Raw genomic sequence first — 13,374 nt, 5'->3', positions numbered from 1 at the left:
CCCTTATTTATCAATGAATAAAGTAGATTTTCTAATTGTCGGATCTGGTATAGCCGGACTTAGTTATGCTTTAAAACTTTGTGAATTCTATCAAAAGAAAAAACATCATCCAAAAATCTGTTTGATTACTAAAGATGAACCTTTTGAAAGTAATACTAGGTATGCACAAGGTGGGATAGCAGCGGTAATAGATGCTGATGATTCTTATGAAAAACACATTAATGACACTTTAGTTGCCGGGTCTCACATTAACAACGAAGAAGTTGTAAAACTCGTAGTTGAAAATGGACCCGATAGAATTAGAGAGCTAATTAATTGGGGAGCTCAATTCGATAAATCTGATGATGGCGACTATAAATTAGCAAAAGAAGGTGGACACTCGGACCATAGAATTTTGCATTTTAAAGATGTAACTGGGCAAGAAATTCAAAGAGCTCTTTTAGATACTATTAAAAAATACGATAACGTTGAGATTCTGCAAGATTACTTTGCTGTCGATTTAATCACACAGCATCATCTAGGTGAAGATGTTACACGTTACCGTAAAGACACTCAATGCTATGGTGTTTACGCCTTAAATAAATTATCTGGCGAAGTTGAAACTATTTTATCTAAGGTAACTTTATTAGCTACTGGCGGTATTGGTCAAGTATATAATACAACAACTAACCCTAGTGTTGCTACTGGAGATGGAATTGCCATGACTTACAGAGCAAAAGGCAATGTAGAACATATGGAATTTGTACAGTTCCACCCTACAGCACTTTACGAAAGAGGAAACCATGGAAATGCATTCTTAATTACTGAAGCAATGCGTGGCGCTGGTGCTATTCTTAAAAATAGTAAAGGTGAAGATTTTGTCAAAAGATATGATAAAAGAGGTTCTCTAGCTCCAAGAGATATCGTAGCTAGAGCAATTGACTCTGAAATGAAAAAAGAAGGAAAAGACCATGTTTGGTTAGATGCTTCTGAAATCAATAAAGAAGAATTAAAATCTCATTTCCCATCTATTTATAAAAAATGCTTAGACAAGGGAATTGATATTACGAAAGATTTTATTCCTGTTGCACCTGCATCACATTATTTATGTGGTGGTATTGTGGTAAACACAAAAGCAGAGACTTCTATTAATAACTTATTAGCTTGCGGAGAGTGTACTTGTACTGGTTTACATGGAGCAAATAGATTAGCTTCAAATTCTTTACTTGAAGCTGCAGTTTATGCACATGAAGCCTTCGAAACATCATTAAAATTAATAGACAAAACTGATTGGGCAACAAATATTCCTGAATGGAATAAAGATGGAACATCTGTTCCTGAAGAAATGGTTTTAATTTCTCAATCAAGAAGTGACCTACAAAGAGTGATGTCTAATTATGTTGGTATTGTACGTTCAGATGAAAGACTTGCAAGAGCTTTTAAACGTACAGGATTAATATATGATGAGACAGAAGAACTCTACAAAAAAACAGTTATCTCACAACCTCTCTGCGAATTGAGAAATATGATTACAATAACCTACCTTATAATTGGTGGGGCTAAAAATAGGCATGAGAACATTGGGTTACATTACTCTATAGATTACGAATAAAATAAAAAGGATTATGATAAAATGTCTACATTAATCATAATCCTTTTTACTTAAGTACTACTTTCTAGCAAGTTTTGTTAGGGTTTTCAAAATTGTTGCTTTCGTCTTCATCTCTATCAGTAAGACATTTAAAATCTTTTTCAATCAACAATTTTAATTCTGAGCCATCTTCGTTATTTTGAATAGAAGAATAACCTACTTTACTAGTCTCTATCCATTCTTTAATTTGATCAACTGTTAAGCAGAACTTCAAACGATTATTCTCCATTTCAGCACTCATTTCACCTCTTTCTATTGATTTTACTCCATAGGTAAAAGATGTTTTTCCTAACTGAGATACTTCCCATACCTCACCATCATTATTTAATGTATTAAGGTCGTTTACATTCAATCTTAATCGAATACTGTTGTCTTTTAATCTTAATTTCATAATCTATTTTTTATAAAACCAAATTGGTAATTTATCTCCTTTTTTAAATGAGTTTTTATCAGAAGGTAACTCTACAAAAGCATCTGCATTAGATAAGTTTGCTAAATCTCCAGATCCTCCTCCTGTGGTTGGAGATACACATAGTTCACCCAATTTATTATAATATGACTTTACTTGTAAAAAGTAAGTCAATGGCTTACTGAAAGAATAATTACTATCTAAAATAGCTTTTCCTTGATTAATTTCCTTATTCAACTCTTGCCTCAACCAAGGTAAAAGGTATCTATTTGCACACAAATATGTAGAAACCGGATTTCCTGGTAATGCAAATATTGGCTGATTATTTTTTGTAATACCAAACCAAAATGGTTTACCAGGTCTTTGCTTTACCCCATGAAACTGTTTTACAACTCCCAACTCCTCAAATACTTGTGGAAGGTAGTCAAATTTGCCCTTAGAAACACCTCCACTAAACACAAAAATATCATAAGAAGTAAAGAGTCCTTTAATTTTTTCTTTCAAGGCATCTTTATCATCAACTATATGATATATTTTTGAAGATATCCCTTCTTCTTTTAACCTAGATTGTATTGAGTAACAGTTAGACATTCTAATTTGATAATCAGCAGGTATTTGATCTACACCTACTAATTCATCACCAGTAGCAATTACAGCTACTTTAGGTAACGTTTTTACAATTACTTCTTCTTTTCCTACTGTTGTTATAATTCCAATTTCTGCAGATGTTATTACCGTACCTTTCTTAATAAGCACTTCTCCTTTCTTTACATCTACTCCTTTTCTATGAACATTTGTAAAAGTTTGTGCATGCTTAAAATCTAAAACACACATCTTCTCTCCCTTCCTTTCTGTCCATTCATAAGGTATAACCACATCTGCACCTTTTGGAAGAATTGCACCAGTCATTACTTCAATACAATTACCATTATCTTTTAAGGTTAACTGAGAGCTTCCTGCAGGTTGAACGCCTTCGATTGCAAATAAATTATTATTATTTTCTATTGCAGAATGATGAATACCGATACCGTCCATAGCTACCCTATCAAAAGGGGGGAAATCTCTATCAGCATAAATGTCTTCTGCCAAAGTACGACCTAAAGATTCTATAAAATTTACCTTTTCTGAAGGCAAATCTAAATGCACTTTCGAAATTATTTCATCTACTTTCGAAGGTTCTATCAAATGATTTTGCATTGTAGTTTGTTTATTGAGAAATTAGACATTCGAATCTACTTATTGCATTTTTAAGAATGAAAGATAAAACAGAAAAAAACGAAACATTAACGCATCTTGATGCAAATGGAAACCCATCTATGGTTGATGTTGGCGAAAAAAATATAACAACTCGAACTGCTAAAGCTCAATCTATTGTTGAATTTCCAATAGATGTAGCGAATACAATTCGTAATCAAGATAACGCCACAAAAAAAGGATCAATATTTCAGACTGCAATTATTGCTGGAATTATGGGTACAAAAAAGACTTCTGAATTGATTCCTCTTTGTCACCCTTTACCTCTGGATAAATGTAATATTGAAATTGAGTGGATAAACTATACAGAAGTAAGAATAATAAGTACAGCCAAAGTAACATCTAAAACAGGTGTTGAAATGGAAGCTCTCACTGGTGCTTCTGTTGCTGCTCTTACTATTTATGATATGTGTAAAGCATTATCACAAGACATAAACATTAAGGAAACAAAATTATTCCATAAATCAGGCGGTAAAACGGACTTTAATAGATGAAACATCAAAAACACGCTAAATTAACTCGTAAAAAAATGGGTACTATTGCTACAAATGAATTAGCAATTATGGGTACTACTTGTGGTGAAATTAAAAATTTAGTTGAAAAGCTCTCAAACGAAATAGCCCCTTTAACATCCGCTTTTATAGACATGGATCATAAAAGTGATGAAGAAGAATTAAAAAAATCATTTTTAGGTTCTACTACGTCAGTTTATACTGATAAAATTAACTTCCATCGAATTGACCTCAAAAGTGAATTAAATGAATTTGAAAAACGTAAATATTTTAACTCTTTTGATTTTACTTTTATCAATGGTAATCATTATAAGGCAGAAAAACAGCTTTTAGTAATTGATAGTAGAAAACCTTTAATCAAGAAAATTGCTAAAATTACAAACCCTGTTGCAATTGTTTTTAGTGCTACAGAGAATGTAATACCATCAGAACTTTTAAACGAATTACCAGAACTTAAAACACTTCCTCAATTTTCAATAGAAGACATTGATAAAATTGGTGAGTTTATAGCAGCTTCAATTATAGATAAACCCACATTAAAAGGTTTAGTTTTAGTTGGAGGGAAAAGTACTAGAATGGGATCTGACAAAGCTATTTTAGATTACCATGGCAAACCACAATGGGAATATGCAAAAGAATTATTAGCTCCATATTGTGAAGATGTTTACGTTTCCGTTGCTGACAATTCTACTTCTTATAAAGACACTCCTCAGGTTACAGATAAATTTTTAGGGCTAGGCCCAATGGGAGGTATTTTATCGGCTTTCCAAGAAGATCCAAACTCTGCCTGGCTAGTGATTGCATGCGACTTACCACTTCTATCTACAAAATCTTTAGATCATTTGGTAGCAAAAAGAAACATCCACAAGATAGCAACCTCTTTTAAAAGCCCTACACTAGATTTTCCTGAGCCATTAATTTGTATTTGGGAACCTAAAGCTTATGGTACTTTACTAGAGTATTTAAGTTGGGGATATTCTTGCCCTAGAAAAGCACTTATTAATAGTGATATCGAATTATTAATTTCTGAACATGAAGAAGAAATGACCAATGCGAATACCCAGGAAGAGTTTATTGAGATAAAAAATAATTTATAAAGTCAAGAAGGGGTCGTGAGTTTTTATACTATCGACCCCTTCTTATTATTTTTGTCTACTAATTATTAATCACAAGGATGATTTAAAACTCCATTTGTTTGCCAAATAGTTACATCCTCAACAGTAGCTCCTTCAATTAAGTATTCTAAAAACTGCACATTGATATAATACTTATCTTTCTCGGAATCCCATTTAATCAATTCAATTTCTTCTACACGAATACCAATAGGACTTGAACTGTTATCCATTTCGATGCATTCTTCATTTGAAATAATATGAATTAATTGATTAAGGTTTTCAGTTTCTTCAATAATAAATGAATAATCATTATCAGAATTTAAAGCACTACTTGTTACATGCACTTCCAATTCAACAGATATATTAGAAGACTTTCCAATAGTGGCATGAAACTCAGTTGGCAAATCCACCTCCGCTAATATTATCGTTTTAAACTTATTGATATTCGGCTCAAAAAGAATTTGAACTTCCATTGTAGTTGTATCTACACCTGCAATCCCAATCTTAATATTTTCTGTACTTTCAAAATAAATATTTGTTATAGAAGCAGGGTCTATTGTTGGATTATTACATTGAATGCCTAATAATAATAACAATAGTAGTGTAAAGAATTTGTATCTAATTCTCAGCATTTTTGTGTCAGTTATGGGTTTGGATGAAAATAAAATAAGGCACAACATTCTTTAATAATAAGAATATAATGCCTCATGAAGTCACATTAATCACAAGGATATATGAGTACTCCATCCTTTTGCCATATGGTTACATTTGGTACTGTAGCCCCTGGAAATACATCTGATAAAACACTTAAATCAACTTTATATTTATTCTGACTAGCATCCCAAATAAAAACTTCTGTTGCTGTTACATTTCTCCCTAAAGGATCGTTTTCAGAACTAACTTCTTGGCAAAACTCATTTCCTGTTAAAGGATTTGTAATTTGAATATTTACTAGTTGCGTAATTTCTTCTGTTTCATCAATTGTAAATGAATACGAGCTATTTGAGTTATAAGTAACTGTAGTCAAATCTGCTGCTAATTCAATTACTGCAGGAGCTTTCAGTCCAAAAATTGGTTGAAATTCTGCTGGAATATCAATTTCACCTTGAAGAATCATTTTAATAACCTTTGCATCTGCATCAAACAAACTTTGCACATCTACTAATGTTGTATCTAATAATCCAGGAACTGAAATCTCCACAGGATCATCTGATGCAAAGTAAATTTGCTTTATCGCTTCTGGATTAACAGTTGAATCATCATCTCCACAAGAAATTAAAGTGAAAAATACAAATAGAAAAAGGAGCGGGTGTTTAATATAGGTTTTCATAGTAATAGATTTTTTTAATGTTATTCTAATACAAACTACAAAAAACACACCTATTTTAAAACTAACTTTTCTAGTGTTTTATGTTTTACCTACTAAGTAATTTTACACCATTCAATAAAGAAGCTTTTAAATAACTATCTGCAAATTCATTTAATTGATAAAACCTTGTAACTGTTTCTTCAGATAAATCTTTTCTCATGATTTTCAAATACTTCTTTTTCAATTTCAAATCATCTTCTTGCAGATCAATTAATAAATCTACATCTTTTGATTTTTCATCTACATTAATAGCATTTTGCTACTCTTGAACAAAAGCATCCTTTATTATTGAAAATCTTTTATCTACAATAAGTGATCTTTCGTATTCATATTTATCATAAATAACCCAAAATTTGGAGATTTCATCAGACGGTAATTCTAAGTTTTCAGTAAGAAATATTCTTTTTTCCATTTTTACTGATGCCTTTGTATCTTGAAAAGACATATCTTGACTTAACACACTATGTGATAAAAAAAGTAGTAATACTGCAATGAACTTATTTTTCATATCCTAATTATTTAAACTGTAGCTGTTCTATCTTTTATTCTTCACAAAGTTGGTGTTTCTATAAATAGAATAGTTGAATAAAAAACAATAATAGTTGTCTAATTATGCAAGACTAACTTGATGAGAACTTGAAGTTGCTGCAGTTTTCTTTAATAAAAGATATGCAATTGGCACTATCGAATATTCCATAAATACATATAATAATAATATTGGAGAAGGAAGACCATCAAAAAGAATACTTACTGATCTACCTGATGCCAAACCGAAACAAAAAACTGCAGTGATAACAATAGCAGCATCAGTATATTTTTCGTCAAATATTCCATAAATAAAGAAACCTATAAGTGCAAGATATAATCCAGATACTGCTCTTAATATATGTGCTGCATCTGTGTGTATAATCATGCTTGTATCTAAAAATGTATCAGTAAACCATTGAGGGTTAATCCCATATAATAATGCTATAACTGATAAAGTAATTGCAAAGATCGAAAGGTATATTTTTTTTAAATTCATAATAGTAATGTTTTATTTTTTTAATAACACAAACTTACTATGTTTAACAATAAACATAATTGATCTATGATAACTTCTAAAAAATATCTTTAACTAATAAATTATTTTTAAGTTAATATCTATACAATTGAAATGATAATAGTGTTTTTTTATTTGTTTGAATTAATACATAAAAAAAAGAGAACCCACACAGTGAATTCCCTTTTTGAGTTTTACTATTTCTTTAAGCGCTACTTCATAATCTCAACAAAGTATAAACTTGATATACCTTATAATTCTAAACAGTACTCAACCTTGACGTCAAGGAAGAATACTTGATAGTTAGCTTGTTTATGTTATATAAATATTAACTATAAAGAAACTTTACTATTTGAAGAAGCTGCTATTATATCACTTTCTTTTCCTAGTGCTACTACCTCTCCTATCACTATTACAGCTGGAGGCCTAACACCTTTATCATTTGCACGTTCTACGATATCTTTCAAGGTTCCAATCACTACTTTTTGTGTTGGCAAGGAAGCATCTTGTACTAATGCAATTGGCTCATTTTCATTTCTGTACATAGAAAATAATTGAGCTATTAATTCTAATTTCCCAACACCCATTAAAACAACAATTGTTGCTGACGAAGCTGCCGCATGAGTAAGGTCTTTTGATAACCCTCCTGAACAAGTTGTTGCAGTTACAACCCAAAAACTTTCATTAATACCTCTTTTAGTAACAGGTATTCCAGCTAAAGTTGGTCCAGCTAAAGAAGACGAAATACCAGGAACAACATATGAGTCTATTCCAAAAGATTCAGTATATTCAATTTCTTCTTGCCCTCTACCAAATACAAATGAATCACCTCCTTTTAATCTTGTAACCGAACCGTATTTAAAGGCCATTTCAACAATTAAAGCATTTGTTTCTTCTTGCTTTAAGTAATGTGCCCCTGCTCTTTTACCAACATATATCTTCTCTACATTCTCAGGAATGAAGTTCAAAATATCTTGAGAAACTAATGCATCGTACAAAACTACTTTACTTTCTTTAAGTACTCTAAGAGCTTTTAAAGTAAGTAATTCTGCATCTCCAGGTCCAGCGCCGATTAAGTGAAAAGTAGGTGTCATAGTATTATCTTTTGTTGTTGATAGTACAATATTACGTATAATTACGTAGAAATAAAAATAATACGTACTATTTGAATAAAAACAATTGAACAAACAAAATAACAAAACGCTTTATTACCAAATGAAACTTTGATTAAAGGTCTAAATAACAATGACGAATAGTACAATAAAAATTTACATTATTAATAAACAGTAAAACACTACAAATTTTAATGAACTACTCTCAAAATTAAAAATAGAATCATCTCAACACTTCCTTAGTACTATTACCTACAATTACGTATAATCAAGTCCAAAACAGTGTAGATTAAACTTTAAAAATTACATCAATTAGGTAACTACTTAATTAAAATCATTCTAAAAAGAACATTTTTCTTAGAATTATCACCTTTTTTAAGTACTTATTATTGACTTTTAAGTATTTATACGTAGTTTTACTTAAAATTATAACAAAAAGAATCAATTATGACAAAAATAGTAATCGTAGGAAACGGAATGGTGAGCTATAAGTTATGTGAAAAACTTATAGAAAAAAACACCTCAGCTTCTATCACTGTCATAGGCGAAGAACCTCGTCCTGCATACGACAGAGTACATTTAAGTGCTTATTTTGAAGATGAAAATGCAGAAAAACTATCTATGGCTTCTCGTGATTGGTATAAAGGAAATGGTATCAATCTTATTACAAGTGAAAAAGTATCTCTTATAAACAGAGAACAACAAACAATAACTACACATACAAATTCTACGTATTCTTATGACTACTTAGTCTTAGCTACTGGTAGTTCTGCTTTTGTTCCTCCTATTAAAGGTGTAGATAAAAAAGGTGTTTTTGTCTATAGAACAATTGAAGATCTAGAATTAATGATGGCTTATGGAAAAAAAGCCAAATCAGCTGCAGTTTTAGGTGGTGGACTTTTAGGTCTTGAAGCTGCTAAAGCTGCAATCGATATGAAATTAAAAACATCTGTAGTCGAATTTGCTCCTCGTTTAATGCCGAGACAAATTGATGAAGTAGGTGGTGACTTACTGAAAAGTAAAATGGAAGGTATCGGTATAGATGTCCTTTTAGGTAAAGCTACTTCGGAAATTGTAGGTGATGATGTTATGACAGGCTTGTCTTTTTCTGATGACACAGCCCTTAATGTTGATATGCTTATTATTTCAGCGGGTATACGTCCAAGAGACGAACTTGGAAAAGCTGCCGATATAAAAACAGCAGAAAGAGGTGGCTTTGTTGTTAACTCTTTGATGCAAACAAATGATGAGAAGATATTTGCAATTGGTGAATGTGCTTCTTACGAAAATATGATCTATGGTCTTGTTGCTCCTGGTTATGACATGGCAGAAGTTGTGGCAGAACAGATAGCTAATGAGAATAAAGAATATACATTTGAAGGCTGCGACATGTCTACCAAATTAAAATTAATTGGTGTAGATGTAGCTAGTTTTGGAGATCCATTCTGCGAAAACATCCCACATTTTCCGATCACTATAAATGATCAGCAGAATGGGATCTACAAAAGAATTAATATCTCTGAAGATGGCAGTAAGTTATTAGGAGGTATTTTAATTGGTGATGCTGAAGATTATAATATGCTTCATCAGATGTTCATTAATGAGATGGCTCTTCCTCCTCACCCACAAGATTTAATTATTAAGTCTACAGGAGATGGTGGTGCAGCTATTGGAGTTGATGCTTTACCAGATACAGCACAGGTTTGTTCTTGTGAAAATGTAACTAAAGGTGACATCTGCTGTAGCATAAAAGATGATGGAGTTACAGATATCAATGGTATTAAAAAAGCTACTAAAGCCGGTACTGGTTGTGGTGGTTGTATGCCAATGGTTAATAACATCCTTGAAGATACATTACAAAAAATGGGTACAGTTATCCGTAAGGAAATCTGTGAACACTTTACATATACTCGTCAAGAAATGTTTGACTTAATCAAAGTCAATGAAATCAAAACTTATGACGAACTTTTAGCGAAGTACGGTCAAGGTGGCGGTTGCGAGACGTGTAAACCATTAGTTGGATCTTTATTAGCTTCTATTTGGAACGATTTAATTCTTAAAGAAGCAACAATTCAAGATACAAACGATCGTTTCTTAGCAAATATCCAGAAAGGTGGTTCTTATTCTGTAGTCCCTCGTATTGCAGGTGGAGAAATCACACCAGACAAATTAATAGTCATTGGAGAAGTAGCAAAAGAATTTGATCTATATACAAAAATAACTGGTGGTCAACGTATTGACTTATTTGGAGCTAAATTAAATGACCTTCCTTTAATATGGGAAAGATTTATAGATGCAGGTTTCGAAAGTGGTCATGCATATGGTAAATCACTAAGAACTGTAAAAAGTTGTGTAGGTAGTACTTGGTGTAGATTCGGTCTACATGATTCTGTTGGTTTCGCTATTGAAATAGAAAATAGATACAAAGGACTACGTTCTCCACATAAATTAAAAGGTGGTGTATCAGGTTGTATTAGAGAGTGTGCAGAAGCGAGAGGTAAAGATTTTGGTGTTATAGCTACAGAAAAAGGTTGGAACCTATATGTAGGTGGTAACGGTGGTGCAAACCCAAAACACGCAGTCTTATTAGCTGGCGATATAGATAAAGAAACAGTAATCAAATACATTGATAGATACTTAATGTTCTATATCAAAACTGCAGAACCATTACAAAGAACTGCACCTTGGTTAGAAAAATTAGAAGGAGGAATTGAATACTTAAAGCAAGTTGTAGTAGAAGATTCTTTAGGAATTGGAGAACAACTAGAATCAGATATGGAAGTATTGAAAGCACATTACAGTTGTGAATGGAAAGAAGCTGTCAAAAACCCAGAGATTCGTAAACGCTTTGCACATTTTAGTAATACAGATCAAGATGATCCTACACTTAAATTCAAAAGAGAAAGAGATCAAAAATTCCCAGTTGCTTGGTAAACTAAAATAGATAGAAGATGACATTTGAACATAATACATTAGAACAAGTTACAACATGGGTTAATGCAGGTCATGTTAGTGATTTCCCTGAAAATGGTGGATCAACTATATTTCATGAAGGCGATCAAATTGCTGTATTCAATTTTAAAGTTTTAAATAAATGGTTTGCTACTCAAAACCTTTGTCCGCATAAAAAACAAATGATCCTTTCAAGAGGAATCATCGGTACAGAAGGAGAAACACCTAAAGTAGCTTGCCCATATCATAAAAAGACATTCTCACTAGAAACAGGTGAGAATCTAAACGGATGCGAGGATTCTATCGAAACATTTCCAATTAAGATAGAAGATGATACCGTATTCGTGGGACTTTACGAGAAAAAATAGGTGAAAAGTAAATGATTGAAAGCACTCTCCCTTGAGGGTGCTTTCTCTAAGTGAATTTAATAGGACTTTTGATTAGATCAGAAGTCCTATTTTTATACACCAAGCTTTTTCATAAGATCTTAATGAAATATTACATGATTAACATTACACCCAAATTCGACCTTTTTTAAGTTATTTTAAAATAAAATATAATTATATAAAGTAAGATATATAAACATTTTTATTTTTTGAAAACATTTACAAACTACCCCGTTAAGTCAATCAACTCAAAAACCTAAAAAAAGTAAACCTATGAAAAATTTCAGACACTTAATTTTATCGCTGCTTATTACGTCTTTATTTGCAGCTTGTACACAAGAAGATACTATTAATCCAGATACTCCTACTCCTTATATATCTACAACTGAACCATTTGATGCAACTTGGGAAATTAGTTCTACTGGTGAAATTTCTAGTATTGCTTTTACTAGTGAAGGACTAGCAACCGTTCAAGGAGTAAATAGTTCGAATGCACGAAATTTGGTTGAAGAAAAAGATTTGCTGTTTTATGGCAATTACGAAATTGAATCTGATACTATTATTGATTTAGAAGGTTATGGTACTATTAAAGTTTTAAATAATGATGGCAGCATCGAAATTGAACTTATTAAAGAAGACAACCCTGAAGAAAAAATCAGTATGACGGGTAGTCTTGTTACTGAAACATTTTCTGATAAAACACTAATCCTTACTAATATATGGAAAGATGAAGATGAATTTTTTGCCTACTTCACAAAGGATGGATCACTAATTACCTCAGAAGGAATTGGTATTTGGGAATGGTTAGATAACTCTGAAGAAAGATTAAAAGTAAAATTAGATGATGATATTATAGAGTTAATTGTAATTGAACTAACAGAAGAAGAATTTACTTTTTCTATGGAATTTACAGAAGAGGGAGTAACAGAAACAGATACTATTGTCATGATAAGATCTGAATATGAAGACTTTATGAATGTAATAGATGAAGAAACTACTGAACCAGGTGTAAACATAACTGGGAAAGGAAGTATCAGTATAAATGGAGAGGAGATATTTACAATTAATGGTGCTGCGGGTCAGCAACATGAAACATTTCTAACAGACTCATCAGGTAGATTCTTTGATATCGTATTTTTAGAAGATGTTTCTGTTATTAAAGAATTAGAAGAATATGATGGGGAAGAGTTTTTAACAAATATGTTACATATCAACTTATCTACATCAGCTACTTCTCCAAAAAGACTTGAAGGAAATTATTCTAAAGGAGCTGATTGGAGCGATGTAGACAATGGAAATACTGCTCCTGATTATGCTATTAATTTTGCAGGAATTTCTACTCAAGTTAATGGATCTACATCTTTTTATGCAAAAAATCATGAAGATGAAGGATTGAATATCCAATCATTTACGATCACAGAAAATGATGATAAAACGTTTACAATTGATGCTTCTTTCGATATCAATAAAATAAACGAAGATAGTGATCAAGCAGGTGAAAAAGTTAGTGTAGATTTTCATTATGAAGGAAAAATATTTTTTATAACTGACTAAATAATATAAATCAAAAATATAATAAGGCTACTTCAATAG

The 13,374-nt window shown here is 31.6% G+C and carries 13 protein-coding genes; 6 read left to right on the top strand and 7 right to left on the bottom strand.

The features are described 5' to 3' along the window. Positions 1–13: 13 nt before the first annotated feature. Positions 14–1,591: an L-aspartate oxidase gene (gene nadB / locus KM029_RS00235; RefSeq protein WP_144074796.1), complete on the top strand. Its 1,578-nt coding sequence runs from the start codon at positions 14–16 to the stop codon at positions 1,589–1,591. Between the two features lie 64 nt (positions 1,592–1,655). Here the strand turns inward: nadB and KM029_RS00230 are convergent, their stop codons facing one another. Both KM029_RS00230 and KM029_RS00225 read right to left on the bottom strand, forming a co-directional pair. Next, complete coding sequence (locus KM029_RS00230; RefSeq protein ID WP_144074795.1) at positions 1,656–2,021, bottom strand: DUF7009 family protein; 366 nt, start codon at positions 2,019–2,021, stop codon at positions 1,656–1,658. 3 nt (positions 2,022–2,024) lie between these two features. After that, a complete protein-coding gene (locus KM029_RS00225; protein ID WP_144074794.1) occupies positions 2,025–3,236 on the bottom strand; it encodes a molybdopterin molybdotransferase MoeA in 1,212 nt (403 codons plus the stop codon). A gap of 56 nt (positions 3,237–3,292) precedes the next feature. On the opposite strand from KM029_RS00225, the gene moaC reads away from it, so the two are divergent. Next, positions 3,293–3,787, top strand: a complete 495-nt coding sequence (gene moaC / locus KM029_RS00220; protein WP_144074793.1) for a cyclic pyranopterin monophosphate synthase MoaC — start codon at positions 3,293–3,295, stop codon at positions 3,785–3,787. Beyond that, positions 3,784–4,902 carry an NTP transferase domain-containing protein gene (locus tag KM029_RS00215; protein WP_205125453.1) on the top strand — a complete coding sequence of 373 codons (1,119 nt, stop codon included), beginning with the start codon at positions 3,784–3,786 and terminating at the stop codon, positions 4,900–4,902. Before moaC ends, KM029_RS00215 begins: the two co-directional genes overlap by 4 nt. Before the next feature lie 65 nt (positions 4,903–4,967). On the opposite strand, the gene KM029_RS00210 is transcribed toward KM029_RS00215, so the two are convergent. The 5 genes from KM029_RS00210 to cobA form a co-directional block, all read right to left on the bottom strand. Beyond that, complete coding sequence (locus KM029_RS00210) at positions 4,968–5,552, bottom strand: hypothetical protein (RefSeq protein WP_144074792.1); 585 nt, start codon at positions 5,550–5,552, stop codon at positions 4,968–4,970. Between the two features lie 86 nt (positions 5,553–5,638). After that, the gene (locus KM029_RS00205; RefSeq protein ID WP_144074791.1) at positions 5,639–6,250 is read right to left on the bottom strand and encodes a hypothetical protein; all 612 of its coding nucleotides are present in this window, start codon (positions 6,248–6,250) and stop codon (positions 5,639–5,641) included. Positions 6,251–6,548: 298 nt separating this feature from the next. After that, positions 6,549–6,797 carry a hypothetical protein gene (locus tag KM029_RS00200; protein ID WP_144074790.1) on the bottom strand — a complete coding sequence of 83 codons (249 nt, stop codon included), beginning with the start codon at positions 6,795–6,797 and terminating at the stop codon, positions 6,549–6,551. Between the two features lie 102 nt (positions 6,798–6,899). Then, on the bottom strand, positions 6,900–7,313 hold the full coding sequence (locus KM029_RS00195) for a DUF4345 domain-containing protein (protein ID WP_144074789.1): 414 nt from the start codon (positions 7,311–7,313) through the stop codon (positions 6,900–6,902). 350 nt (positions 7,314–7,663) lie between these two features. Beyond that, positions 7,664–8,425: a uroporphyrinogen-III C-methyltransferase gene (cobA, locus tag KM029_RS00190; RefSeq protein WP_144074788.1), complete on the bottom strand. Its 762-nt coding sequence runs from the start codon at positions 8,423–8,425 to the stop codon at positions 7,664–7,666. Between the two features lie 465 nt (positions 8,426–8,890). Here cobA and nirB point away from each other — a divergent pair, with 465 nt between their 5' ends. From nirB to KM029_RS00175, 3 genes are all read left to right on the top strand, one after another. Continuing rightward, positions 8,891–11,377 (top strand): nitrite reductase large subunit NirB, encoded by a 2,487-nt coding sequence (nirB, locus tag KM029_RS00185; protein ID WP_144074787.1) that lies wholly within the window; start codon positions 8,891–8,893, stop codon positions 11,375–11,377. A 17-nt stretch (positions 11,378–11,394) separates the two neighbouring features. Next, a complete protein-coding gene (gene nirD / locus KM029_RS00180) occupies positions 11,395–11,763 on the top strand; it encodes a nitrite reductase small subunit NirD (protein WP_144074786.1) in 369 nt (122 codons plus the stop codon). Between the two features lie 291 nt (positions 11,764–12,054). Then, complete coding sequence (locus tag KM029_RS00175; protein WP_144074785.1) at positions 12,055–13,335, top strand: hypothetical protein; 1,281 nt, start codon at positions 12,055–12,057, stop codon at positions 13,333–13,335. Positions 13,336–13,374: the final 39 nt, after the last annotated feature.

The sequence above is a fragment of the Flammeovirga kamogawensis genome (genome assembly GCF_018736065.1).
Classification (GTDB): domain Bacteria; phylum Bacteroidota; class Bacteroidia; order Cytophagales; family Flammeovirgaceae; genus Flammeovirga; species Flammeovirga kamogawensis.
The sequence above is the reverse complement of the archived record's forward strand: the minus strand, read 5'-3'. Positions and strand labels throughout refer to the sequence as shown.

What these genes read in the sequence shown, in the direction of transcription:
- KM029_RS00215 (WP_205125453.1), top strand. Translation starts at nt 3,784, where the DNA reads ATGAAACATCAAAAACACGCTAAATTAACTCGTAAAAAAATGGGTACT.
- nadB (WP_144074796.1), top strand. Translation starts at nt 14, where the DNA reads ATGAATAAAGTAGATTTTCTAATTGTCGGATCTGGTATAGCCGGACTT.
- KM029_RS00230 (WP_144074795.1), bottom strand. Translation starts at nt 2,021, where the DNA reads ATGAAATTAAGATTAAAAGACAACAGTATTCGATTAAGATTGAATGTA.
- KM029_RS00205 (WP_144074791.1), bottom strand. Translation starts at nt 6,250, where the DNA reads ATGAAAACCTATATTAAACACCCGCTCCTTTTTCTATTTGTATTTTTC.
- nirB (WP_144074787.1), top strand. Translation starts at nt 8,891, where the DNA reads ATGACAAAAATAGTAATCGTAGGAAACGGAATGGTGAGCTATAAGTTA.
- KM029_RS00210 (WP_144074792.1), bottom strand. Translation starts at nt 5,552, where the DNA reads ATGCTGAGAATTAGATACAAATTCTTTACACTACTATTGTTATTATTA.
- KM029_RS00200 (WP_144074790.1), bottom strand. Translation starts at nt 6,797, where the DNA reads ATGAAAAATAAGTTCATTGCAGTATTACTACTTTTTTTATCACATAGT.
- nirD (WP_144074786.1), top strand. Translation starts at nt 11,395, where the DNA reads ATGACATTTGAACATAATACATTAGAACAAGTTACAACATGGGTTAAT.
- KM029_RS00195 (WP_144074789.1), bottom strand. Translation starts at nt 7,313, where the DNA reads ATGAATTTAAAAAAAATATACCTTTCGATCTTTGCAATTACTTTATCA.
- KM029_RS00175 (WP_144074785.1), top strand. Translation starts at nt 12,055, where the DNA reads ATGAAAAATTTCAGACACTTAATTTTATCGCTGCTTATTACGTCTTTA.
- cobA (WP_144074788.1), bottom strand. Translation starts at nt 8,425, where the DNA reads ATGACACCTACTTTTCACTTAATCGGCGCTGGACCTGGAGATGCAGAA.
- KM029_RS00225 (WP_144074794.1), bottom strand. Translation starts at nt 3,236, where the DNA reads ATGCAAAATCATTTGATAGAACCTTCGAAAGTAGATGAAATAATTTCG.
- moaC (WP_144074793.1), top strand. Translation starts at nt 3,293, where the DNA reads ATGAAAGATAAAACAGAAAAAAACGAAACATTAACGCATCTTGATGCA.